The sequence below is a fragment of the Bradyrhizobium sp. AZCC 1719 genome, from assembly GCF_036924525.1.
Taxonomy (GTDB): domain Bacteria; phylum Pseudomonadota; class Alphaproteobacteria; order Rhizobiales; family Xanthobacteraceae; genus Bradyrhizobium.
The window spans coordinates 1,276,411-1,300,170 of the sequence record NZ_JAZHRU010000001.1 but is presented as its reverse complement, the minus strand read 5'-3'; the positions used below and the strand labels follow the sequence as shown (position 1 = coordinate 1,300,170).

The following is a 23,760-nucleotide window of genomic DNA, read 5'->3' as shown; positions in this document are numbered from 1 at the left end:
AAATGGGAGAACGTTGAAATGGCCGAGTATCTCAGGCTGCGGCAGATCTGCCTCGTAGCGCCGCATCTGGAGCCGGTGATCTCGGACATCTCCGAAATCATGGGCCTCAACGTCTGTTACCGCGACGGCAATGTCGCCAAGTACGGACTGGAGAACGCACTACTACCGGTCGACACGATCCTGCTCGAAGTGGTGGCGCCGATCCAGCCGGGCACCGCGGCGGGGCGTTTTCTCGACAAGACCGGCGGCCGCGGCGGCTATATGGCGATCTTCTGCTGCGACGATCCCGACGCGCGCGGCAAGCACGCCAACGCGATGGGCGTGCGCACGGCGAACGTGATCACGCACGCACCCTATCACGGCGTGCAACTGCACCCGCGCGATTGCCGCGCTGCGTTCATCGAGTTCAATCACACCGACGGCAGCGATGATACGCTGGGGCCCTATCCGCCGGCAGGGCCGGACTGGCAGAAGGCGATCCGCAAGGACGTGACGGTGGCGCTGACCGAAGTCGAGATGCAGAGCCCGGATCCGCAGGGGCTGGCGGAGCATTGGGGGAAGATTTTGGGCATTGGCGTGAGCGAGGGGGCGGGCGGTGAACCTGAATTGAAGCTGCCCAATGCCGGCTTCCGCTTCGTCAAGGGCGCAAGCGATCTGATGAGCGGACTGACGTTCAAAGTCGCTGATGTCGCCAAGATGCTGGATGCAGCGAAGGCCAAAGGCTGCAAGGTGTCGGGCGACGGGTTCGATCTTTGCGGCGTGACATTCAAGCTAATGGCGTGAGGCGGTGCACCTCACCCTCTCCCCTTGTGGGAGAGGGTGGATCAATCGTGCGAAGCACGATTGAGACGGGTGAGGGGTTCTCTCCGCGAACATAGGCCTCTCCCGCGGAGAGAACCCCTCATCCGGCGCCGTAGCCGATGCGAAGCATCGGCGTTCTAAGAGACGGCGGCCAAAGGCCGCCTATGCCACCTTCTCCCACAAGGGGAGAAGGGAAGAGGTGCAAGCGGCGCGGTCTTACCGCCCCTTGAAATTCGCCGCCCTTCGCTCTGCCGTAGCCTTGACGCCTTCCTTGAAATCCTCGGTCGCGCGGAGTCTGGTCTGCTCGGCGAGTTCGTGGTTGGTGGCGGCCATGACGCGGTCGGCGAGGCCGGCGCGCATGGTGGCGCGGGTCGAGATCAGGCCGAGCGGGGAGCATTCGGCGATTTCGGCGGCGAGCTTCATCGCCTCGGCGCGGACCTGGTCCTGCGGCACGCAGACATTGGCGAGGCCCATACGCGTGGCTTCCTCGCCGGTGATGCGGCGGCTGGTGTAGAAAATCAGTTCGGCGTTGTTGCGGCCAACGAGTTCGGGAAGCGTCGTGGTCAGGCCGAAGCCAGGATGAAAGCCGAGCTTTGTAAAGTTGGCGGCGAAGCGCGCTTCGGGGCAGGTGACGCGGAAATCGGCCGAGACTGCGAGGCCGAGACCGCCGCCGATGGCTGCGCCGTGGACGGCGGCGACGATCGGTTTCTTGTTGCGGAAGATACGCACGGCCTGAACGTAGAGATGGTTGATCGGCAGATTGGCGGCCGGATCATTCTGCGCGCTCGCTTCCTGCTCCTGCCGCTTCGGATCGGAAAAATCCGCGCCGGCGCAGAACGCCTTGCCTTGGGCTGCGAGCACGGAGCTGCGGATTTCGATGTCGTTGTCGAACTCTTCCAGCGCATCCGCGATCTGATTGATCAGCGAGACGTCGAAGAAGTTCAGCGGAGGTTTTCGGATCTCGATCAGGCCGACATGGCCGTGTTTCTCGACGCCGATATCAGTATACTTGCTCATGCGGTTCCCTCATTGAATTAGCGCAAACCAAGTCCGCGGGCGATGATGCCGCGCAGCACTTCGGTGGTGCCGCCCTGGATCGTCAGCTTCGGCGCGGTCTTGATGGCGAAGTCGAGCTGCTTTTCCAGCGTCTCGCGGTTGGTAGCGGTTTCCTCGACAAAGGCGGCAAGCTCGCGCACGCGATGCGGCAATTGCTGCTCCCAGATGGTGCCGATGTCTTTCACGATAGAGGCCTCGACCACCGGCTCCTTGCCGGCCTGCAGCATGCCCGCGACCGACACCGACATGCGCCGCATCGTGTGCACCTGCGCCACCAGGCGGCCGATGCCTTCGGCGCTGCGGGTGTCCGGGTTATTGCCGACAGCGCGGACCAGCTCGGTCAGCACGTAATAGGTTTCCAGGAAACGTTCGGGACCGGACCGCTCATAGGCAAGCTCCGAAGTCGCCTGCTTCCATGCGCCGTCGATTTCGCCGAGCACGTGATCGTCGGGAATGAAGTGATCGGTGAACACGACCTCGTTGAATTCATACTGCCCGGTGATCTGGCCGATCGGGTTCACCTGGATGCCGGGCTGCTTCATCTTGACCAGAAACTGCGTCAGGCCGTGGCGGCGGTTTTCTTTGGTCGGCGGTGACGTCCGAAAAATCGCGATCATGTAATCGGCGATATGGGCCGAAGAGGTCCAGATCTTGGTGCCGTTGATCAGATAGCCGCCGTCGGTCTTGGTGGCGCGGGTTTTCGCCGCGAACAGATCGGAGCCGGAGTTCGGTTCGCTCATGCCGATCGCAAAGCAGATCTCGCCGCGGCAGATGCGCGGCAGGATTTCCATCTTGATGTGCTCAGGGGCATACTTCAAAAGCACCGGGCCGCTCTGGCGGTCGGCGACGAAGAAGCGGCGCGTCGGCGCGTTCGCCACGCGCATTTCCTCGGTCACGACATAGCGCTCGAGGAACGAGCGCTCATGGCCACCATATTTCTTCGGCCAGGTCATGCCGAGCCAGCCACGCGCGCCGACTTTGCGGGAAAATTCCGGCACGTCGGTATCTTCGCGGTTCGGCTTGTGCGGATCGAAGGTGCCGGCGGCGATTTCTTCGGCAAGAAAGGCGCGGACTTCTTTGCGCAACTGCTCGCATTCGCTCGGCAGGCGGATCGGATCGAAACGGAGGGCTGCGGTCATTGTTGTTCTCTATGCAGACAAATCGAGTTGATCTCAGCGCGAGGCCACGAGCGGCCACAGTTCATCGGCGCCTCTTTGCGCCACGAGCTTGCCGAGCTCGACCGCCCAATAGCTCTCGGAGCCGAAATCGTCGCGCCAGGCCAGCGCACGCAGCGAGTAGCGGTGCAGGATGTGCTCGATAGTAAAGCCGATCGCGCCGTGCACCTGATGGGCGATGCCGCCGCCTTTTTCCGCCGCTTCCGAACAGCGGATTTTTGCCGCCACCGCTTCGAGAAACACTTCGTCGTTGAAGGAAATCGCGTTGGCAATGGCGTCCGCGGCCGAGGTGGCCGCGGCAAGTGCGGCCGCCGACTCGCCGGCGAGCCGCGCCAGATTGTGCTGCACGGCCTGAAACTTCGAAATTTTCTTCTCGAAGGCGACGCGCTCGTTGGAATAGCGCACGGAGATTTCCAGCATCGATTCCAGCGCGCCGGCGATCTGCAGGGATCGCGCGACGCCGCCCATCAGCATCAGGCGGGCCTGGTCGAAACCTGTTGGCGCCGGCTTGATCGCGATCGGCTGCACCTTGTCCAGCGTCACGACGTCAGAAGGATCGCCGCCGAGATTGAGGCCGCTCTCGATCCGGCACTTGCTGGCATCGACCAGCGCGACGGAGAAATCACCCTTCGCATCGAACGCGAGCACCGCGAAGTGCTTTGCAACCTTGGCAAACGGCACGCCTCGCGCCCTGCCGGAGAGGCTGCCGTCGGCATTGACCGTAATCCGGTCTTTCGGGCTCGCGGGCACTACCGTCATCTCGCCGCCGGCCGAAGCGATCTTGGCCTGCGCCAACAGCCAGCCAGCCAGCATGGTTTCGGCCAGCGGCACCGCCACTGCAAAGCGCCCCGCGGCGCTCAGCACGCTAAAGCCTTCGGCGAGAGAGGCGCCCGAACCGCCGCAATCCTCCGGCACCCAAGCCAGCGGCAGGCCGGCGTCGCTCAGCGCCTGCCAGAGTGGGGCTTTCCATTCGCCCTTCTTGTCGCGATTGATGGTTTGAGCGTCGGCGAGATCGGCGAAGATTTTCTCCGCGGTCTCGGCAACGATGTTCTCACTCTCCGCCACAGCGTTCCCCGATTTGAAATTGGCATGCCAATCCCAACTGATATGGCCGGGTCGGCTGCGGTCTTTTCTTGCGCTTTATGATGGGCAAAAGCCATAGCCGTGACAAGCGCTGTCCGCAGGGCCGCATGAGGCGGCGGCATGAAGATCGCGGCGCAAAGAATAAATTCCGCGCAACGGACTTCTTCGGATTTGCACGCCGTTGGCCGCGCGATATGGTAGCGCCCGGCCCCGCCAGCGGGCGGTCAAAATTTTAATTCAAGAACAACAAAGGGAATGCGGATGTCGAAGGATGGTTTGTGCGCGATTGTCACCGGTTCTGCTTCGGGTTTGGGAGCGGCGACCGCGGCCATTCTGGCAAAGGGCGGCGCGCGCATCGTCGTCAACTATTCCAACAGCAAGGCGGAAGCCGAAGCGACCGCCGATCTCTGCCGCAGCGCCGGCGCCGAAGTCGTGGTCGTGCAGGGCGACGTGTCGCGCGATGAAGACTGCAGGAAGATCGCCGCCGCGGCCGTGCCGTGGGGACGCCTCGACGTGCTGGTCAACAATGCCGGCACCACCAAGCACGTGCCGCATCACGATCTCGACGGGCTTTCGGCCGAGGACTTTCAGCGCATCTATGCGGTGAACACGATCGGCCCGTTCCAGATGATCCGCGCGGCGCGCGCGCTGCTCGAAGCCGGCGCGAAAGCCTCCAACCTGCCGTCCGCCGTGGTCAACGTGTCGTCGGTCGCCGGCATTTCCGGCGGCGGTTCGTCCGTCGCCTATGCCGCAAGCAAGGGCGCGCTCAACACCATGACGCAATCGCTGGCGCGCGCGCTGGCGCCCCTGATCCGCGTCAACACGGTATGTCCCGGCTATATCGATACGCCGTGGTTCACCAAGGGCCGCGGCGAGGCCGGCGCGAAAGCGGTGCGCGACGCTGTCGTGGCGAAGGTGCCGCTGAAGGTCGCTTCCACTGCCGAAGATATCGCGCAGCTCGTCTGCTTCCTCGCTTCGCCGGCGTCGAGCAACATGACCGGCGAGTTCGTGCGCATGGATGCGGGGATGCATCTGGTGCTCTAATGTCATTCCGGGGCGATGCGAAGCATCGAACCCGGAATCTCGAGATTCCGGGTTCGCTTCGCGCCCCGGAATGACGGTTGCGTACGCCTACGCCGTCACCGATTCCCCGGATCCGAGATCACGCCGCGCGCGACCAGCCTGTTCCATATGAACAGCACCACCAGCGCGCCGATGGTGGCGGTGATGAAGCCGGCGCCCTGATCGGGGCTGTAATGGCCGATCGCCTGGCCGACGAAGGTTGCCAGGAACGCGCCGGCGATGCCGAGCACCGTAGTCAGGATGAAGCCGGTCGGGTTGTTCTGGCCCGGCGAAAGGATGCGCGCGATGATGCCGGCGACGAAGCCGACGACGATGATCCAGATAATGCCGCCCATTTCCGTCCCCTTTCCAATGCGTCGATGGCGAAGCGGCGCGGCACCTCTCGAGCGCCGCGTTAGATTCTTGTTTGACGCGTTTTCTTCACGCGAACCGGTATCCCCTTCGCTGGAAAACGCTACAGTGCGGCGTCAGATCCGTTGCGATATCTCGTTCTCGTTCGGCAGCCGTCCGTCCGGCGTCAGATGATTGACGACGTCGGGCAGATACTGGCTGAGGCCTTGCAGCAAGTCGTCGCGCGACAATCCGCTTTGCGCCGATAGCTGATCGATCTGATCGGCGCCGAGCGCATTGGCGAGATCGCCGGGCGCGATCTGCTTGTTGGGCCCATTGCTGACCCAGGAGTCCGCCTGATCGCCGAGGCCCTTCTGCTGCAATTGATTCAGGAGGTCACCGAGGCCGCCGCTCAAAACGGTGCCGGCCGCGCCTCCCGCAAGAAGCCCGCCCAAGCCCCCTTTGAGCATGTCGCTGAGTCCGCCGCCCATGCCGCCGCCGGGCATGCCGGCATTCACATTGCCCGGCGCGGGCGCCGGTTGCGGTGCCGAGCCGGTCTGGTTGCCGCTGAAATGCTTGATGCCTTTCCAGGCCAGCAGCGCCAGGATCGCCATGGTCAAGGGCGACATTCCGCCGCTCTCGGATTGTGAGCTGGGGCGGCTCGGGCCGCGCGGGCCGTTCATCATGCCGTTGAGGACGTCGAGTAAACCCATGGTTGTCTCCTCTGCGTAGCCCCGCGTGAAACATAACGGTGGCACATGACGGTTACAAGGCGCGGGCGGTGGCACCTGCGATAGGCACAGTCCGCGCGCTCTGCTATTCGAAGCCGGGTTGCAACGCGGTAGGTGACAAATGGTTTCGCGCCAAACGATCGGTGTCGCAGGCGCCGGCAGCATCGGCTGCTTCGTCGGCGGCATGCTGGCGGCCGGCGGCCGCCGCGTGGCGTTCTTGGCGCGTCCGCGCGTGATCGCCGAGATCGAAGCAGGCGGCCTGCGGCCGACGAGTTTTGAAGGTTTTGACCAGACCGTCGCGCGCGATCGGTTCGTATTGTCGGAAAATCCTTCCGTTTTTGCTGACGCTGGCGTCGTGCTGGTCACGGTCAAGAGCGCGGATACCGCCGCGATGGCCGAAATCATCGCTCGCCACGCGCCGTCCGATGTCATCGTCGTCAGTCTGCAGAACGGCATCGGCAATGCTGCCGTGCTGCGCAACCGCCTGCCCGGGCGGCGCGTGCTCGGCGGCATGGTGCCGTTCAATGTGATCGCGCTGGGCGAGGGGCGATTTCATCGCGCCACCTCGGGCGACATCGTCATCGAGCAGGACGAGGCGCGCACAGCGGAGAAACTGTCGGTGCCGGGACTGACGATGCGGCCGACCGGCAACATCGACGGCGTGCAATGGGGCAAGCTGCTGCTCAATCTCAACAACGCGCTCAATGCGCTGGCCGACCTGCCGCTGCGTAAACAACTCAGCTCGCGGCCATGGCGGCAATTGTTCGCCGACCAGCTCGCCGAAGCGCTCGCCGCGATCAAGGCCGAGGGCATCAAGCCGGTGTCGCCGACGCCGATTCCGGCTGCATTGATGCCGCCCTTGTTGCGCTTGCCGGACCGGGTCTTCGAAGCGTTGCTGGGGCGGACGATGAAGATCGATCCCGAGGCGCGCTCGTCGATGTGGGAAGATCTGCAGCGCGGCCGCCGCACCGAAGTCGATTATCTGCAGGGCGTCATCACCGAAATCGCCGAGCGCCGCGGACTTGAGGCGCCGCTGTCGCGCCGGATCGTGGAATTGGTTCGGCAGGCCGAAAGCAGTGGCAAGGGCTCGCCCGGCCTGACGCCGGAGCAGATTCGCCCCTGAAATTGATTTGCCTTGGCGCAGGTCCCGCGCGAGTTTCGTTCAGGTAAGCCGATGGGAGAAGCGACATGAAACGAACGCGCCTCGCGCTGGTAGCGGTTGCCGTCCTAATTTTCTGGGCGTCATTGCTGCCCGCCTATGCCGTACCGCCGACGGCGACGCCGTCGCCGGGCTATGACGCGCGGCTGCAGGAGCAGCGGGCGGCGTCGCGTGCTGTTGTCGCGCCGGTCATCAAGTCGCGCCGCGTCAAGCGGATGCGTGCGCACTGATGCGGATTCGCCGCGCGCGCACCGCTCAGCCACGTCGTCCCTGCGAACGCAGGGACCCATAACCACGGTCGCCAATTGTTGAAGGAAAGTCGTCGACCATCGCAGCAAGACAACATCCGCCGCGGCGTATGGGCCCCTGCGTTCGCAGGGACGACAGAAGTGGCTAGCCCTTCTTCTGCTTGGTCGGTGGCTGCTGCTGCGGGTTGAGCAGCTTTTTCAGTTCGTTGATGCTCTCCGAGAGCCGCGGCCATTCACACGAGAATTGGTTCTTGGCGCATTGAGCCGCCTTGATGCGTGCGGCCTGCTTGACCGGGCTCGCCACCGGTATCGGCACTCTTTCGGTTTCGACCGGCGGAGCGGCCTGCTCTGTGCGCAGCGAGACCTGCTGGATGTCTTGTTGCATTCCCTGCGCTGGCGGCGGCTCCGGCTGTTGCTGCTTGGCCGCCACCGCCGCGGCGATGTGATTGCGCCGCTCGCGCTCGAGATAGGCAGTATATTGCTCGTCGATCTTCTTTTGCTCTTCCGGCGTCGGGTTGGGTCCCGCGATGTCGAACGTCCGGTCCTGCATGAAGTCGTAATAGGTGTAGCCGCCGCCGGGCTTGCGGCGGCCGGCGAATTTCGCGTTGCATTCAGCGAGTTTCGCCGTCTTTTCTTCTTTGGTCGTCGCTTTTTCGGCAACGTCGGCGCAGGATTCGAAATCCACCGGCGCACTGCGCCACCACTGCGCATCCGAAGCCACCGGCGCGAGCACGAACAGCCCTCCGATCGCGGCAACAACAAGTGAAGATGCACGTGAGGCGATCACGGACGGTCTGCTCCAACTCGAATTCTAGGGAACTTTGCTTGAGTCGATTGTCATCATTTTGGCAGCGCTGTCACGCCGAAATTGCACGGTGTTCCCGCTTGCGTTGTGATCTTATCCTCGGGATGTGACCGATGGAACACAGTGTTAGGCCATTAAAAATTCAGAAGAAATTCAACAGCAGGGCAAATTCGCGCAGACGATGCTGTAACGATTCTAAGTGCACCATCTGAAGACAAGCGGATAAGCACGGCACATTGTGGCAAGAATCAGTCAGCGCCTCTCGCGCGAGCCAGCGTGCGCGATGCGGTTTCATGGAACGTCGCGCGATAGAGCCTGGCAAATTCCCCCATGTGATGAAAGCCGTTGGCGCGGGCGCACGATGTCACGGTGATGGCGTCGGATCCCTTGACGAGCTGCGCGCGTGCCGACCAAAGCTGCTTGAGGCGCAAATAGCGATGCAGGCTCATGCCGCGGACGCTCGCCACCGCCGTGCCCAGCGTCCTGACCGACACGCCGCATTGTTCGGCGAGGTCGGCGCTGTAGATCGCCGAGGCGGCATGAAAGGCGACATACTCATCGATCATGCGAACGAGGCGGCAATAGCCCCTGCTTGCAATCTTGCCGGCCACCTCCGGCGTTCGGCCGCTGCGGAACATCTCGTCGATGGCGAGCAGCAGGCCTTCCTGGAGGGCCAGCGCCGAACGCGGCTCCTGCAACAGTTCCGGCCGGGCGGAAGCCGTCTGCAAAATATCTGTCGTGACGGATCTGACCGTTGCGAGGGCCTCGGGGTCCGGCATGAGCGGGCACAGCCGGTCCGCCGTATCGAACCATTCCCGATCCCGCAGGCCGGCGCCAAGGGTGATGATCGCGTGCAGCGATCCACGGGGTTCGACGAACTGCAAATCCACATTGCCGCGCATGCCGATAAAAGCCGGACGATTCACGGACATGCCGTTGACAGCGACGTCGTAGTCGTCCTCGATCTGGAAGATGACGACGCCATGCGCGGCGCGGTAGCTCACATCGACGATACGTGGAAACGAGCGGAGCATCGTGACCTGGCAGCAAGGCAACTGCACCGCCGCGCGCGCGGTATGGAAGTTCGCAAGATTCAGCGGGACGCTGCGAGCATCGGCGACGAATTCGACCGGCCGGAAGGCGTCGATGTCGGAAAACCGGATGATCGAAAGGACCGGTGAGGGGGCAAGGTTCTTAAACAGCATTGTAAGACAACTGTGCGGTGCGAATCTTCGCAACCAGCGTCGGCCGGTCTGGTTAAGGCTGCATTAAGAAGTGTGGCCGAGGCGAAGATTTCGAAAGTACCGACGTGACGTGCGGGCCCCCCGGCGAGCCGCCCCGGACCCATCCAAATCCATTATACCTGCTCAAGCGGAATGCTAATTGTTTTGCAGCAACCCAAGCCATCATGTGGCGGCTAGAGCCTTTTCGGTTCTGATTGAATCAGAACCGGGCTCTAGGTTTTTGTTTGACGCGTTTTCTTGACGCGAACCGGTGTCCACTTCGCTGGAAAACGCTCTAATCTGGAGCCCTCGCGCCGAGCGGGCCGGAGCCGCAAGAGGAAGCAAGAGGAAACAGTCTCTATGACCATTACCACGGCCATGACGAGCGTGCCGAAGCCCGCGCCTGAGCTGATCGAGGCGTTCAGGAACGCGCCAACCTCGATCATCAGCGACAATCTTGCCCGGCTGCCGGGCGCCGTGGGCCTGCGGCCGTTTCATCGCGCCGGCCGGCTGGTCGGAGCTGCTTTCACGGTGCGCACGCGGCCCGGCGACAATCTTGCGATCCACCGGGCGCTGGAACTGGTCGGTCCCGGCGACGTCATCGTGGTTGATGGCGGCGGTGACGAGACGCGGGCGCTGGTCGGCGAGATCATGAAGAATATCGCCGAATACCGCGGCGCCGCGGGCTATGTGATCGACGGCGCCATCCGCGACGTCGCGGCCTTCGCGGCATCCGACTTTCCCTGCTTTGCCCGCGCGGCGATCCACCGCGGCCCGTACAAGAGCGGACCCGGCGAGATCAACGTGCCGGTTTCCATCGGCGGCTCGGTAATTTCTCCTGGCGACATCGTGGTTGGCGATGAGGACGGCGTGGTATCGTTCCCTGCTGCTGTGGCCGTTACATTGCTCGAGGCGGTCCGCGCCCAGATCGCGCGCGAGGAAGACACACTCACCGCGATCCGCGAAGGCCGCTACCAGGGCAGCTACGGCAAGTCCTGATGGGCGCGACAGCACGCAGGGAGGAACGATGAGTCAGAAGGACGAATTCCACAATCTGGATAACCCTAGCGACGGCCTGCTTCGCGAACTCGCCGCCGGCGTCACCACACGCATCTTTTCCGGCGAGCACGCCATGCTGTCGGTGGTGACGCTGGGGCCGCATTCGCAAGGCACGCTGCATCATCACCCCGAAGAACAATGGGGCGTGCTGCTTGAGGGCTCGGCGATCCGGGTTCAGGGCGGTGAGGAAATTCCGGTCAAAAAGGGCGATTTCTGGCGCACGCCCGGCAATGTGCCGCACACCATGCGGGCTGGACCGGATGGCGCGCGTGTGCTTGACATCTTCAGCCCGCCGCGCCCCGAATACAAAAAGGCCGGGTCCGGCTTCGGCACGTGAGACAAGTCTGCGAACAAAAACAAAAAAATCGCAGGCGATAACGGGAGGAGAGTTCTGGTGAAGATCACAAGACGCAACTTGCTTGCGGCGACAGCCGCGTTCGCGGTGACGCCGGCGCTGGCGCAGCCGGCTAAAAACATGACGCTGGTGGTGCCGTTCCCGCCGGGCGGATCGACCGATGCGCTGGCGCGGCTATTGCAGTCTCATCTGCAGACGAAGCTCGGCCGCACCGTGCTGGTGGAGAACAAATCCGGCGCGGCCGGCTCGCTCGGCGCCGTGCAGGTTGCCAAGAGCGCGCCTGACGGCGCGACGTTCCTGGTGACGTTCGACTCGCACGCGGTCATCCCATCGATCCTCGAAAAGCCGGGGCTGGATGTCGAGAAGGACCTGGTGCCGGTGTTCCTGGTCGGCACGGCGCCTTATGTCGTCGCCGCGAATGCCGAGCGGCCGTACAAGACCTTTGCCGACGTGGTCGCGGCCTGCAAGGCAACGCCCGGCGCGGTGAAATACGCCTCCGTCGGGATCGGCACGCTCGGCCATCTGGCGATGACGGTGCTGAGCAAGAAGGCCGGCGTCGAGATCACGCATGTGCCCTACCGCGGCGGCGGTCCGGCGATGAACGACGTGCTCGGCGGCCATGTCGATCTCATCGTGGGATCGGCGGCGCTAATCACGGCGCAACTCGGCACCAACAGGTTGCGGCCGATCCTGCAGATGGGCCGCGAGCGGATGCCCGTGCTGAAGGATACGCAGACTGCGATCGAAGCGGGCTTTCCCGATTTCGAGACGCTGGCCTGGTGGGGCGTTTTCGCGCCAAAGGGAACGCCGGAAGATGCCGTCGCCGGCATGGCGAAATCGGTGAAGGAGATTCTGAGCGAGCCGGCGGTAGCGGCGCAGTTGCGCGATACCCAGAACATGTCGCTGCTGCTCGCCGACGGCAAGGAGTTCGGCACCTTCTTCGCCAAGCAGGTGAGCATCTGGGGACAGGTGGTCCGCGAGAACAACATCAAGGCGTAGCGGCAAGCGCCGGCACCGTATCCGCTCATGACAAAGGCCCCACGAGGGTGGGGCCTTTATCATCAAGAGTTGGCTGCCTCAGTTTAGTCTGAATATTTGAACTGCGGCATCGCCTTGAGCTGCTCCTTGGTGCCGCTCATCACGGCGTGATCGGGCATCCAGTCGTTCGCATCGGCGCTGCGTGCCGTGCTTGTCGTGGCCGCGCCGGTCGTGGTCTCGCGCTGCGTGCCTGTAGTCGCTCCGGGCGCCGTCGAGCTGGTGCGGACCGGCTCCTCGACGAATTTGAGCTTGTCCATGGAAACGGCGATGTCGTGCTCGCCCATGCCCAGGAGGCCGCCGACGCCGATGACTATGGCATTGACCTTGCCATCCTTGTCCAGGATCAGCTCGTTGATCTCGCCGAGCTTTTCATTGCCGTCATTATAGACGTCGAGGCCCATGAGCTTGGACGCGCGCCAGTTCCCCTTGAGCTCCATCTTTTCCTGCGAGCTGGCCGTCGCGGCGGGGGCGGCGGGCTGAGCCGTCTGCGCGGTCTGCGCATAGGCGGGAGCACTGAAGACTGCGGCGCTCAAAAGAGCCGCGGCTAGGAGTTTCTGCATTTTGTCCTCCTCGGAAAGTCGACGTGTTTCCTTAGAACAGAACGCATGTGCGAACGTTCCACGGCATTCGGGGGAAGTTTCGGCATGATTTGAGGATGCGGCGTGGCGTCGGGTTTCTCTGACTGTGTCACTCCCCGGCCACGTGCGAGAGGTCGAATCAGCCGTATGTTGAAGAGGTATGGCCGCAAACAAGGTAACGGCGGTACACGGGGCAGAAAAGCCGCAACTGGAGCCGTCGGCGGGCGGCTCCTTTTTGGTTTTCGATCGACGCGGGATCTCTCTGCGGGGCCAAAGGGTCGGCCCGGAGGGGCTGGCGATGCCACGCCTGCTTTGCTATGAACCCTCCCAAGCACCTGCCTTGCCACGCGGGTCCGCGGTCCCGTAGCTCAGCCGGATAGAGCGACGGTTTCCTAAACCGTAGGTCGGAAGTTCGAGTCTTCCCGGGATCGCCAGCACGCCAGTGTCCGACCAGCTCCACAACGCAGCCATCCGCGGGGATCGAACCGGCGCATGACAGACATTGTCACCATCACGCTTCGAGCAGCGCCCTGAAATCCGCTCGCGCCCGCTGCGCTTCTCGCTTCGCGGTCTCCGACGCCTCGCCGAGGCCGAAATAGCCATGGATCAGGCCGAGGCCGTCGTAATGGCTGGTCGGCACGCCGGCGGCCTTGAGCGCGTCGGCGTAGGCCTTGCCTTCGTCGCGGAGCGGATCGAACCATGCGGTGCAGACAATCGCCGGCGCTACGCCGGCAAGGTTCTTGGCGCAGAGCGGCGAGACGCGCCAGTCGGTGCCATGCGTTTTGTCTTCGAGGTAATGGCCGCAAAACCATTCCATGGTGGCGCGGGTGAGGAAATAGCCTTCTGCGTTCTCGCTGCGCGAGGGGAAGCGGGCGTTTTCCGTCGGGTCCGCGAAATTTCCGGCAACGTCGGTGACGGGATAGACCAGCAGTTGCGCGGATAGCCTGATGCTGGCGTCGCGGCAGGCGATCGCGGTGGTGGCCGCCAGATTGCCGCCCGCGCTGTCGCCGGCGACGCCGACGCGCGCGGCATCGCCGCCGAATTCGGCGATGCGGGCGATGACGTCCTGTGTGGCCGTGAAGGCATCCTCGAAGGCGCCGGGAAAGCACACCTCGGGCGGGCGGCGGTAATCGACCGAGACGACGACGGCGCCGGTCTCGATCGCGAGCCAGCGCGCCTGCCGGTCATGGGTTTCGAGATCGCCTGCAACCCAGCCGCCGCCGTGAAAGAACACGACCGTCGGCGATTTTTCGTTCGAGTTCCGGTAGACCCGCGCGGCAAGGAACCCGGCCGGACCTTTCACCTTGATGTCTTCCGTACTCATCACCGGAGGCGGCGGCACTGCCGCGCGCGAGGCCGCCAATGCGCGGAGCGCATCGCGCGCGCTCTGCGGCGTCATCGTCGCGGGATCGCGCAGCGGCAGCAGCGGAATGATCTGGGCGACGACGGGATCGAGCGGCGGGATCATGCGGGGCCTCGTTGCGGAACAGGACGGCAGCATAGGTAACGGCGGCGGCCGCCGCAATTGCGGCGTTTCCCAGAGCAAACCGGGCCCGCATCCTTCAATTGATAATGATTCCCTCAAGACGATATGCGGGCGGCGTCGATAGAATCGCGGTCCGTTTACTTCTGGTCATCCCTAACCGAGCGCGCGCGGGGAACGGCCGGGCGCGCCGATCATTACTCCTTCCAGAGGGAGTGGTGCGATGGATCAAATTGCCGGAATGGATCGGGTGCTCGACGAAATGCTGGTGCAACTCGGCGGGATGGTGCTGAAACTGTCCAGCCCGGAAGTGACGCGGACCGCCGACGAGCGGCGCGCGCTGGCGTGCTCGGTCAACCAATATTCGCTGTGCGCGGCGCGCTCGGCTGATCCGCGCGTGCACCAGCTCAAGGCCGAGCTTGAGGAAAAGATCAAGCCGCATTTGCGGTTGGTGGCCAGCCGTTAAGGCCAGCCGTTCGATTCCGACGCTGCGAGGCAGGCGCGCAGGTGGCGACGGCCGGACGAAGTCCGGCCGCGAAGGTGCTCGAATGAATCAGTTCGAATGAATCAGAGCGTCTTGAGGTATTCGATCAGCGCCTTTCGATCGTCGGCGGACAACTCCGGTCCGATGACGCCCTTGACTTCCCTTTCCTTGCTGTAGTCCTTCCTGAACTCGTGGCCCCTGTTCGAGTTGCCGCGAATCGAGGTGTCGAATTCGAACCCGTTGGCGATCGGGTCGGTCTTGTAACCGAGCTTCACGGGGTCGTATTCGCGGCTGCCGAGATGGAATTTCGTCGGCCGCTTTTCCGGGTCGCCGAGCAGGTCGTCGATGGTCGGCACCGAGCCGTTGTGCAGATAGGGCGGCGTCGCCCACACGCCGTTCAGCGGACGGACCTTGTAGGCCAGTTCGCCCCGGAGTTCGTTCGGCATATAGCCATCCATCCGCTTCCGCTCCGCAGCGCTCGCAGGCGGCTTCTGTTGATCGAAGATGGTGTTGACGGTCTTCTCGACGAGTTCGCCGAGTGCGAATGCAAAACTGCTGCTTTTGATTCCGAGATGGTCGGGAACCGCGACCGTGCGGGCCAGCATGTCCGCCGCCTGCGCGGGATCGGTTCCGATGTGCGAGATCGGAACGTTCTCGACCTTGAGGATCGCCTCGCCCGCCTCGTTCTTGGTCCACCAGTCCTTGTTGTTGAAATCGTAGAACGCCTCGCTCGTCACCGGCGGCCGGTGGCACTCCTGGCAGTGGGTCTTGTAGAGTTCGGCGCCCTTGTCGGCCAGCTTCTGGTCGATCGGCGGCAGGATATCACCCGGCCATTTCGGGGATTTCAGGCCTGAGAATCCGTCCTTCGCGTTCGGCGGATTCTTGCCCTTGATCATCTGCTCCATTTCGTCGAGCGACTTCAGGTCGACGCTTGATTTATACAGACCCTTCGACGGTTCGGTCAGATTGAGCTCCGCCGATACGCCAAGCGCCTCGCCGGCGTTGCGCACCATCGGCTGCATGATCGAACCGTTGTACTGCACCCAGTCGAACCACGGCGTGTTCCAGATCCGCGGAAAATGCACCGGCGCGGAGGAGCCGGCATAGTTCTCCGGCTTCTTCAGGTCGATCGAAAACACCTGGTTGCCGATCCGGTTCAGCGCGTCGAGCCGTCCATATCCTTCCAGGATGCTCTGGGAGGCGACGCGTTCCTCCAGATTCTTGACCTGCTTGTATTGGGCAAGGACCTGGTCGAGCTGGTTCTTCAGCGTCTCGCGGTCGTCGACGGTGGAATCCGGACCAAGGATGCGCTCGGCGAAGCGGTCGAACCGCCCAGGCCAGTAGCGCGTCAGCAGAAGCGAGATGCCCATACCCTGCTTCATCGCGAAGAGGTTGGTGAGCGCCGGTCCGCCGTCGATGACGACAGCAGTGTCCTTGTAGGTGAAGCTGCCGGTGTGGCAGGCCGCACAGGTCAGGCCGACGCCGGTCATGTCCTGCTTGTTGCGCGGGTTCTTCCACGGCGCGCCGGTCGGATCCAGCATCGGGGTGCCTTTCGCGAAGCCGATCGGAAGCGCCTGCTTGCCAGGGATGATGGTATCGGGGATGAAGCCGTAGCGATCGAGATAGGCGGTGTCGCTGAAGAGGCCGACCTTGGTGAACGGCAGCCACGAAATCGTCGGCTGCTCCAGCGCCATGAACCACTCATAGGGGAAGCCGAAGGTCCGCGTTCCCTGATCGGCGTGATAGAACCAGCTCAGTTTTTCCTTGGCGATGCCCTGATCGAGCCAGACGGTCTTCTTCGGTGTGGGATGCTCCACGATCTTGACGTGAAGATCCTGCCAGAGCTTGGCGATGTCGTCCTTGACGGCGGCATAGCCGATGCCGACGACCGCCAGCACGATCACAATTTTTGCAATCCTTTTGCCCCGCATGGCCTGCCCCTCGTTAAAAATGCGCCGTTGGCGCGCAATATCGGTCTGTTATCAAAAAACGCCGCAAGGCGAATCACCCTCGGCGTGCGGTTGAACATGATGCCATCTTATAGTGGCGCCGTAGGTCTGTCCATAAATCCAAATCCTTGAGGGCCGCGGGATGCGGTCCTCGCCGGTCATCTTTCGCCGCGCGTTTTCCAGTATAGAGTCTCCATCATGCAGAAAAGTGTCGGACAGATCACATGACGGCAGAAGCGCTGGAACGCTTGCGAATTGAGATCGGCTCCGGTCAGGCGGTTTCCGGCCTGGTGATGCAGCCGCCACAGCCTCGCGCCTGTTACGTGTTCGCGCACGGGGCCGGCGCGGGCATGATACACAAGTCGATGGAGACGGTTGCCGCGGGCCTTGCCGAGCGCGGCATTGCGACGCTGCGCTATCAGTTTCCCTACATGGAAAACGGCGGCAAGCGGCCCGATCCGCCTGCGGTTGCGCATGCAACAGTGCGAGCGGCCGTGGCGGAAGCCGGACGACGCTTTCCCTCATTGCCACTGATCGCGGGCGGCCGATCGTTCGGCGGGCGGATGACGTCGCAGGCACAGGCGCTTTCGCCGTTGCCGGGTGTCCGCGGGTTGGCGTTTCTCGGCTTTCCGCTGCATCCGGCCGGAAAACCTTCCAGCGAGCGGGCCAGGCATCTCGCCGACGTCACAGTCCCGATGCTGTTTCTGCAGGGCACGCGCGATGCACTGGCGGAATTGAGTCTGCTCGAGCCTGTCGTCAAGAGCCTGGGATCGCGCGCGGCGCTGCATCTACTTGATGGCGCCGATCATTCCTTCCATGTGTTGAAGAGTTCGAGGCGGAATGACCGCGAGGTGATGGACGAGGCGCTGGACGCGCTTTCCGAATGGGTTCAGACGGTCGTGAGTTAAGCTCTCCGACGTCGTTCCTGCGGTTCGCAGGGGCGACGGTGAGAGAGTTGCGCCGCGCGCCATCTTGACTACGATGCGTCATGACAAAAATCCTGATCGTCAATCCGAATACCACCGCCTCGATGACCGAAACGATCGGCGCCGCGGCGCGCGCTGTCGCCGCACCAGGCACCGAAATATCCGCTGTCACCTCGGCGATGGGGCCGGTCTCGATCGAAGGCTATTACGACGAGGCCTTCGCCGTGCCTGGCCTGATCCAGGCGCTGATGAATGCGCCGGATGCCGATGCAGCGATCATCGCCTGCTTCGACGACACCGGGCTCGACGCGGCCCGCACCGCCGCGCGCTTTCCCGTGGTCGGCATTTGCGAGGCGGCGCTGGTAACGGCCGGCCAGATCGCAAAACGCATCGCGATCGTCACCACATTGCCGCGCTCGATCGTGCCGCTCGAAGAGCTGGTGCGCCGCTATGGTTTTACGGAGAGGGCGCAGGTCACCGCTTGCGACGTCGCGGTGCTCGATCTCGAAAAGCCGGGCTCCGGCGCGGAAGCCAAGCTTGAAGCCGAGATTGCCCGTGCGCTGGAGAAGGGCGCGGAGGCGGTCGTGCTCGGCTGTGCGGGCATGGCCGATCTCGCGCAAAAACTGTCGCGGAAGTTCGGCGTGCCGGTCGTCGACGGCGTGGCGGCAGCGGTGAAGCAGGCCGAGGCGCTGGCCGGCCTGAAGCTGACGACCTCGCGGCGCGGTTCGTATGCGTCGCCGGGCGTCAAAAATTACACGGGACTATTGGAGCAATTCGCGCCGCCTGACCCGTCATTGCGAGCGTAGCGAAGCAATCCATAGAGCGGCGTCGGGATAGATGGATTGCTTCGTCGCTTAAGCTCCTCGCAATGACGGCGGTTACGCCGACGCCGGCGCGCCGTAGATCTTGTCGCGCAGTCGCCGCATGCCGGCGAGCCAGCGGTCGCGGTTGGAGGCCTTGCGCTGGATGTATTCGGCGACCTGCGGGTGCGACAGGATAAGGAAGCGTTCTTCCTCCATCGCTTCGATCACCATGCGCGCCACTTCCGGCGGCTGCAATACGCCATCGACCCGCGCCGCGCTGGGGCCGGGCGTTGTCATTCCGGTCTGCACCGATTGCGGGCAGAGCACGGAGACGCGGATGCCGCGGTCGCCATATTGAATGGCGAGGTGCTCGGCGAGCGCCACCGCGGCGTTCTTGGTCACGCCGTACGGCATCGAGTTCAGTGACGCCAGCAGACCCGCCGCGGACGCGGTGTTGAGGAGATAGCCGGAGCCGCGCGCGAGCATGCCGGGCACCAGCGCGCGCGCCGCGAACACATGGCTCATGACATGGACGCGCCAGCTCACGTCCCAATCGGCGTCAGACGCGGTCTCCTGTCCCTTGCGCGAGAGCCCGGCGTTGGAGAAGAACACGTCAACGGGGCCATACTTGTCTTCAGCCGCGGCGATCAGTGCCTTGATGTCTTCCTCCAGTCCGACGTCGGCCGTGATCGGCAGCCCGTCGATGTCGCCCGCGACCTTGGCAAGCTTCTCGCGCGAGGTTTTTAGGTCCGCGACGACGACGCCACGCGCACCGGCTTCCGCATAGGCGCGCGCCACCGCCCCACCGATGCCGCTCGCGGCTCCCGTGACGACGCAGACCTTGTCTTTGACATGCATGATGCGGTTTCCCCTTGCTTGTTCTCAGGTCTAGTACAGCCCCTTGTCGCGCGCCTGGCGGATCGCCAGCGCGGCCATCATGTCGAGCATCGGTGTCGAAAGTCCGGCGGCGCGGGCGAAGGCGGCGGGCGCGCGGACCAAAACGTCGATCTCCATGGCGCGGCCGAGCTCGTAATCCTGCAGGATCGACGGCTTGTGGTCCGGCGCGGGGCCGGATCGCGTCACGCGCCTGACTTGCGGAAAGCAGCTTTGCGCCACGCTGTTGGCCTCATCGAGCAGGCGCGGCACGATGTCGGCGAGATCAGGATCGTCGCGGACGGCGCGCGCAGTCTGCCCGGTCAGCAAACACAGCACCGACATCGACATGTTGGTCAGGAGTTTGGACCAGATCGTCTCCCTGATCTGCGTGACCTCGGGCGAGTCGATCGAAGCTGCGTTCAGCGCGGCGCGCAGCTTCATGACGCGCTCGCTGACGCGGTCGTCGCACTCGCCGATCAGGAGCCGGTTGCGCTCGGGCGACAGATTCGCGACCACACCCTGCGCGATGACTTCATTCGATGAGAATACCACGCCCCCGACGATGCGCGATCTCGGGATCGCCGCACGCAGGAGTCCGCCGGGATCGAGGAAGGCCAGATCCGGCACCGGCGGATGGCTTGGCGAGAGCCCGATATCGTACCACCAGGGAATGCCGTTCTGCGCGAACACCACGGCGGTGTCACTGCCGAGCAGTGGCTGCAGCCCGACGGCGAGGCTGGAGAGCCCTGTCGCTTTCAACGTGCAAAGGACAACGTCCTGCCGGCCCAGCGCGGCGGGATCGCTGGATGCGCTGACCTTCGCCTTGAACTCGCCATCTCCAACCCGCAGCGTCAGCCCGTTGGCTTTCACGGCATCCAGATGCGCACCGCGCATCACGCAGGAAACGTCATGTCCTGCCAGTGCGAGCCGCACCGCAAAATGGCTGCCGACGGCGCCCGCACCGAAAACGCAAATCCGCATCGATGGAAAATCCTGCTGGGAGGGGAAGAAGTGCCGTTGCTAGTTTTCACAAGCCTTGTTCGCGCGCAACCGGTTCGGTTCGACAGGGTGGGTTGCGCGATCGCGCCGCCCCGGCCCGAGGGAACTTTGCTGTTCCGCTGGCGTTCATCAGCGCGCGTCAGGGTTCGTGACGCAACGATGGTGGGGCGTGCCATGACAAAACTTGGGCTGGGAATTGCCGTCATTGTTCTCGCGACTGCGCTGTCGGCGGCCGGATATGCCGTCGCGAAAGGCGGCCATGGCGGTGGTCACGGCGGCGGTCGCGGTGGCGGGCACGGGCATCATGGCGGCGGTCACGGCCATAAACATTTCGGCGCGCGCCATCATGGCGGAGGCCATTTTCACGGCAGAGCGGCACGTTCTCGCTCGTTCCACGCTCCTCGCATCAACCGCGCCGCGGCCGGCGGCCGCGCGACGAACGCGCGAGCGCTCGCTCGCAGCGCTGCCGTCCTGAAAAATCCCGCCGCCCGCGCCAGCCTGACCGCGGGCGCGGCGCTGGCAGGTTGGCAATATGGCCGGCCGCGGGGCGGTGGCTGGTGGCAGCACGGCAATGGCGGGTACGGCTGGGTCGGGCCGCTGTTCTGGCCGTTCGCCTACAACGATATCTACGACTATACGCTGTGGGGACCGGGTGTCGGCGCGCCGTTCTGGTTCTATGGCTACGACGACATCTATGCCGGCCTGTTCGGACCTTATGACTACGAAGGCTTGGCCGGCTATTTGCCGCCGCGTGGCTCTCCGGGTGACGACCGGCTGGCGCAATTCTGCGGTGACGACAGCCGCGAAATCGCCGGCCTGCCGATCGATCTGATCGCGCAGGTGATCGAGCCCACCGAGGCGCAACGCACAGCGCTCGACGATCTCGCCAATGCGTCGGTGACATCGGCGCAAAAGATCAAGGCGGCGTGCCCGGCTTCGATTTCGCTGACGGCGGCCGGCCGGCTCGCCTCGATGCAGCAGCGCATCGAGGCGATGATCGCGGGCGTCGCTACCGTGCAGCCGGCGCTCGACAAGTTCTATGGTCTTCTGAATGACGAGCAGAAGGCGCGGCTGAACGCGGTCGCCGAGGAGCAGGAAAGGAAGGCCGAGCGGCGCGGCAGAAGGTCATTGGCGCGGGCCTGCGACATCACGCAATTCCCGGGCTTGCGATGGCCAAGCGAGGAGATCGAGGCGCGGCTGCGCCCGACCGACGTGCAACGCACGGGCCTTACAGCCCTGCAGAATGCAAACACCAAAGCCAGCGAGATGTTGAGTACATCGTGCCGTCCCGAGGAGGGGGCCACACCATCCGCGCGGCTCGCCGCGGCCGGCAAGCGGCTCGATGTCATGCTGCAGGCGGTCAAGCAGGTGCGCACCGCGCTCGATGACTTCAATCTGACCTTGACCGACGAGCAAAAAGCCCAATTCGAGGCGATCGGCCCGCGGCGGACCTCCTTTGCCGACAGGTCCGATATGATGCGGAGGTACGGCCGAAGGTAATTTGGCGGCCGTGACAGCGCCTGCGATCCCGGCCTATGGTTCGGCATAACAACATGCCGAACAAAGAGGCTACCGAATGACTGCCAATCCGGTTTTGTGGAATCTCGACGAGCGCGGCGTCGCAACGGTCACGCTCAATCGCCCCGAGGTGAATAACGCCTATGACGCGGGCCTGATCGGTGGCGTGCTCGCGGCGATGGACGACCTCGGCAAGAAGCAAAACCTCCGCGTCGTCGTGCTCAAGGGCAATGGCAAGCATTTCCAGGCCGGCGCCGACCTGAAATGGATCAATGGCGTCCGGCCGAAATCGGCCGCAGAAAACGAAGCGGTGTCGCGCGCGACGTTCGAAGCCGTGCAGCGGTTGAACACGCTGCCGATCCCGACGGTCGCGCTGGTGCAGGGCGGCTGCTTCGGCGGCGGCACCGGCGTGATCTCGGCCTGCGACGTCGTGATCGCTGCCGACAATGCGCTGTTCTCGATCACCGAAGTGCGCTGGGGCCTGACCGCCGCGATCATCATCCCACAACTCTGCGACGCCATCGGCGTCCGCCAGGTGCGCCGCTACGCCCTGACCGGCGAGCGGTTCGGCGCGGAAGAGGCCCGCCGCATCGGGCTGGTGCATGAGGTGGTGCCGCTGGCGGAGCTGGAAATGGCAGGCGCCAAGGTGGTCGAGCAACTGCTCGCCAACGGTCCCGAAGCGTTGGCCGAAACCAAGCGGTTGGCGATGGAGAGCTCGTTCGGTGGCATGGGCGTCGATGACGAGGCTTACGCGCGGCTGGTGAAAATGCATTCGGCGCGGCGGCAGACGAAAGAGGCGTCGGAGGGGCTGGCGTCGTTTGCGGAGAAGCGGGCGGCGAATTGGGGGGCTGTGGGGAAGTAGAGTCTTCCGTGACATAGGTACGGCAGTGGTGGACGCGAAAGAGTTTGCTATATTCCAGCCATGACAGCGAAAGATCTTGAGGATCCGGCACAAGTCCTCCTCGAAATGGAGCTGCAGGACGCGAGTTGCTACCATTTGACTGACGCTCAAGCGCAGGAGGTTGCTCGTATCCAGCGCGATATCCGCGAGGGTAGGGTTGCCCTCGCAAGCCATGAAGAGATGGCAGCGCTTTGGAAATCATGCGGCCTGTTGGGCTGCGATTCGGGAGCGTAAAAGCTTTGCCAACGAAACGCATCGCCATCGCCGGACTGGGCGAGATCGGCCGAACCGTCGCGCGCAAGCTGGCGGAAGGTTTGCCGAGCCTCACGCTCGCGGCGATCACGACTAGGGATCACGCGAAGGCGCAGGCGTGGCTCGATCGCGAAGGCATCTCCTGTCCGTTGATCTCGCTCGATGATTTGCCCGACCATGCCGACCTCGTGGTCGAGTGCGCGCCGGCTGATATCCTCGACCAGATCTGCCGGCCGATGCTGCGCGCCGGCAAGCAGGTGATGGTGCTGAGCGCCAGTGCGCTGTTGCCGCGTCCCGACCTGGTCGATCTGGCGCGGGTGCATGGCGGTCAGATCATCGTGCCGACCGGCGCGCTGATCGGCTTCGATGCGGTTTCGGCGGCTGCCGAAGGAACCATCCATTCGGTGCAGATGGTCACGCGCAAGCCGCCCCGAGGTCTTGCCGGCGCGCCTTATCTCGTCGAGAACGGGATCTCCATGGATGGACTGACATCGGCGCTATGTGTCTTCAAGGGCTCGGCGCGCGATGCGGCTGCCGCCTTTCCGGCCAACGTGAACGTGGTGGCAGCGCTGTCGCTGGCCGGCATCGGGCCCGATCGCACGACGATCGAAATCTGGGCCGATCCGGCGGTGACGCGGAACTGCCATCAGATCAGGGTCGAATCCGACTCGGCCTCGTTCACGATGTCGATCGAGAATATCCCCTCGGAAAATCCGAAGACCGGCCGCATCACCGCGCTCTCGGTGATCGCGGCGCTGCGCAAGCTGACTTCGCCGCTGCAGGTCGGAACGTAAATCCGCCTCTGGAGGGTAGGAATACCGTGATTTTCGCGGTAGACGCCCAAC

General features: G+C 63.8%; 25 protein-coding genes and 1 tRNA gene. 14 read left to right on the top strand and 12 right to left on the bottom strand.

The features are described 5' to 3' along the window. The first annotated feature begins 18 nt into the window (after positions 1-18). Positions 19-783, top strand: a complete 765-nt coding sequence (locus V1292_RS06295; protein WP_334371116.1) for a hypothetical protein — start codon at positions 19-21, stop codon at positions 781-783. Positions 784-1,017: 234 nt separating this feature from the next. Here the strand turns inward: V1292_RS06295 and V1292_RS06290 are convergent, their stop codons facing one another. The 3 genes from V1292_RS06290 to V1292_RS06280 are packed head-to-tail and all read right to left on the bottom strand — an operon-like array spanning position 1,018 to position 4,097. Further along, a complete protein-coding gene (locus V1292_RS06290; RefSeq protein WP_334371114.1) occupies positions 1,018-1,818 on the bottom strand; it encodes an enoyl-CoA hydratase/isomerase family protein in 801 nt (266 codons plus the stop codon). Between the two features lie 17 nt (positions 1,819-1,835). Next, positions 1,836-2,996, bottom strand: coding sequence for an acyl-CoA dehydrogenase family protein (locus V1292_RS06285; protein WP_028347625.1), 1,161 nt, complete (start codon positions 2,994-2,996; stop codon positions 1,836-1,838). Between the two features lie 33 nt (positions 2,997-3,029). After that, positions 3,030-4,097: an acyl-CoA dehydrogenase family protein gene (locus tag V1292_RS06280; protein ID WP_334371111.1), complete on the bottom strand. Its 1,068-nt coding sequence runs from the start codon at positions 4,095-4,097 to the stop codon at positions 3,030-3,032. A 279-nt stretch (positions 4,098-4,376) separates the two neighbouring features. On the opposite strand from V1292_RS06280, the gene V1292_RS06275 reads away from it, so the two are divergent. Then, positions 4,377-5,159, top strand: a complete 783-nt coding sequence (locus V1292_RS06275; RefSeq protein ID WP_028347623.1) for an SDR family NAD(P)-dependent oxidoreductase — start codon at positions 4,377-4,379, stop codon at positions 5,157-5,159. A gap of 95 nt (positions 5,160-5,254) precedes the next feature. On the opposite strand, the gene V1292_RS06270 is transcribed toward V1292_RS06275, so the two are convergent. Beyond that, complete coding sequence (locus V1292_RS06270) at positions 5,255-5,533, bottom strand: GlsB/YeaQ/YmgE family stress response membrane protein (protein ID WP_065726443.1); 279 nt, start codon at positions 5,531-5,533, stop codon at positions 5,255-5,257. 132 nt (positions 5,534-5,665) lie between these two features. Continuing rightward, positions 5,666-6,241 carry a YidB family protein gene (locus tag V1292_RS06265; protein ID WP_334371108.1) on the bottom strand — a complete coding sequence of 192 codons (576 nt, stop codon included), beginning with the start codon at positions 6,239-6,241 and terminating at the stop codon, positions 5,666-5,668. A 139-nt stretch (positions 6,242-6,380) separates the two neighbouring features. Here V1292_RS06265 and V1292_RS06260 point away from each other — a divergent pair, with 139 nt between their 5' ends. Both V1292_RS06260 and V1292_RS06255 read left to right on the top strand, forming a co-directional pair. Then, on the top strand, positions 6,381-7,382 hold the full coding sequence (locus tag V1292_RS06260; protein WP_334371106.1) for a 2-dehydropantoate 2-reductase: 1,002 nt from the start codon (positions 6,381-6,383) through the stop codon (positions 7,380-7,382). 65 nt (positions 7,383-7,447) lie between these two features. Continuing rightward, the gene (locus tag V1292_RS06255; protein ID WP_334371105.1) at positions 7,448-7,648 is read left to right on the top strand and encodes a hypothetical protein; all 201 of its coding nucleotides are present in this window, start codon (positions 7,448-7,450) and stop codon (positions 7,646-7,648) included. A 163-nt stretch (positions 7,649-7,811) separates the two neighbouring features. Here V1292_RS06255 and V1292_RS06250 read toward each other — a convergent pair whose 3' ends face one another. Beyond that, a complete protein-coding gene (locus tag V1292_RS06250) occupies positions 7,812-8,453 on the bottom strand; it encodes a hypothetical protein (RefSeq protein WP_334371103.1) in 642 nt (213 codons plus the stop codon). A gap of 266 nt (positions 8,454-8,719) precedes the next feature. After that, positions 8,720-9,676 (bottom strand): helix-turn-helix domain-containing protein, encoded by a 957-nt coding sequence (locus tag V1292_RS06245; protein WP_334371101.1) that lies wholly within the window; start codon positions 9,674-9,676, stop codon positions 8,720-8,722. A gap of 378 nt (positions 9,677-10,054) precedes the next feature. Between V1292_RS06245 and V1292_RS06240 the strand changes: the two genes are divergently transcribed. Genes V1292_RS06240 through V1292_RS06230 form a run of 3 tightly spaced genes read left to right on the top strand, consistent with a single transcriptional unit; the run spans position 10,055 to position 12,107 of the window. Continuing rightward, on the top strand, positions 10,055-10,693 hold the full coding sequence (locus tag V1292_RS06240; RefSeq protein WP_334371099.1) for an RraA family protein: 639 nt from the start codon (positions 10,055-10,057) through the stop codon (positions 10,691-10,693). Between the two features lie 28 nt (positions 10,694-10,721). Beyond that, entirely contained in the window at positions 10,722-11,090 is a 369-nt protein-coding gene (locus tag V1292_RS06235) for a dimethylsulfonioproprionate lyase family protein (RefSeq protein WP_334371097.1), read from the top strand. A gap of 57 nt (positions 11,091-11,147) precedes the next feature. Continuing rightward, the gene (locus V1292_RS06230; protein ID WP_334371096.1) at positions 11,148-12,107 is read left to right on the top strand and encodes a Bug family tripartite tricarboxylate transporter substrate binding protein; all 960 of its coding nucleotides are present in this window, start codon (positions 11,148-11,150) and stop codon (positions 12,105-12,107) included. Positions 12,108-12,190: 83 nt separating this feature from the next. On the opposite strand, the gene V1292_RS06225 is transcribed toward V1292_RS06230, so the two are convergent. Further along, positions 12,191-12,706, bottom strand: a complete 516-nt coding sequence (locus V1292_RS06225; RefSeq protein WP_334371095.1) for a PRC-barrel domain-containing protein — start codon at positions 12,704-12,706, stop codon at positions 12,191-12,193. 375 nt (positions 12,707-13,081) lie between these two features. Here V1292_RS06225 and V1292_RS06220 point away from each other — a divergent pair. Further along, a tRNA-Arg gene (locus tag V1292_RS06220) sits at positions 13,082-13,158 on the top strand. A gap of 77 nt (positions 13,159-13,235) precedes the next feature. Here V1292_RS06220 and V1292_RS06215 read toward each other — a convergent pair. Beyond that, positions 13,236-14,192, bottom strand: a complete 957-nt coding sequence (locus V1292_RS06215) for an alpha/beta hydrolase (RefSeq protein WP_334371094.1) — start codon at positions 14,190-14,192, stop codon at positions 13,236-13,238. 238 nt (positions 14,193-14,430) lie between these two features. Between V1292_RS06215 and V1292_RS06210 the strand changes: the two genes are divergently transcribed. Beyond that, complete coding sequence (locus V1292_RS06210; RefSeq protein WP_334371092.1) at positions 14,431-14,673, top strand: hypothetical protein; 243 nt, start codon at positions 14,431-14,433, stop codon at positions 14,671-14,673. A 101-nt stretch (positions 14,674-14,774) separates the two neighbouring features. On the opposite strand, the gene V1292_RS06205 is transcribed toward V1292_RS06210, so the two are convergent. Further along, entirely contained in the window at positions 14,775-16,622 is a 1,848-nt protein-coding gene (locus V1292_RS06205; RefSeq protein WP_334371090.1) for a di-heme-cytochrome C peroxidase, read from the bottom strand. Positions 16,623-16,864: 242 nt separating this feature from the next. Here V1292_RS06205 and V1292_RS06200 point away from each other — a divergent pair, with 242 nt between their 5' ends. After that, positions 16,865-17,548, top strand: a complete 684-nt coding sequence (locus V1292_RS06200) for an alpha/beta hydrolase family protein (protein WP_334371088.1) — start codon at positions 16,865-16,867, stop codon at positions 17,546-17,548. 80 nt (positions 17,549-17,628) lie between these two features. After that, the gene (locus V1292_RS06195; RefSeq protein WP_334371086.1) at positions 17,629-18,372 is read left to right on the top strand and encodes an aspartate/glutamate racemase family protein; all 744 of its coding nucleotides are present in this window, start codon (positions 17,629-17,631) and stop codon (positions 18,370-18,372) included. Positions 18,373-18,444: 72 nt separating this feature from the next. Here the strand turns inward: V1292_RS06195 and V1292_RS06190 are convergent, their stop codons facing one another. Together V1292_RS06190 and V1292_RS06185 are read right to left on the bottom strand one after the other, a co-directional pair. After that, positions 18,445-19,227, bottom strand: coding sequence for an SDR family oxidoreductase (locus V1292_RS06190; protein WP_334371084.1), 783 nt, complete (start codon positions 19,225-19,227; stop codon positions 18,445-18,447). A gap of 30 nt (positions 19,228-19,257) precedes the next feature. Continuing rightward, complete coding sequence (locus V1292_RS06185; RefSeq protein WP_334371083.1) at positions 19,258-20,226, bottom strand: ketopantoate reductase family protein; 969 nt, start codon at positions 20,224-20,226, stop codon at positions 19,258-19,260. A gap of 192 nt (positions 20,227-20,418) precedes the next feature. Between V1292_RS06185 and V1292_RS06180 the strand changes: the two genes are divergently transcribed. From V1292_RS06180 to V1292_RS06170, 3 genes are all read left to right on the top strand, one after another. Beyond that, complete coding sequence (locus tag V1292_RS06180; RefSeq protein ID WP_334371080.1) at positions 20,419-21,744, top strand: Spy/CpxP family protein refolding chaperone; 1,326 nt, start codon at positions 20,419-20,421, stop codon at positions 21,742-21,744. 76 nt (positions 21,745-21,820) lie between these two features. Then, complete coding sequence (locus tag V1292_RS06175) at positions 21,821-22,624, top strand: enoyl-CoA hydratase-related protein (RefSeq protein ID WP_334371078.1); 804 nt, start codon at positions 21,821-21,823, stop codon at positions 22,622-22,624. 239 nt (positions 22,625-22,863) lie between these two features. Next, entirely contained in the window at positions 22,864-23,709 is an 846-nt protein-coding gene (locus tag V1292_RS06170) for an aspartate dehydrogenase (protein ID WP_442895495.1), read from the top strand. Positions 23,710-23,760: the final 51 nt, after the last annotated feature.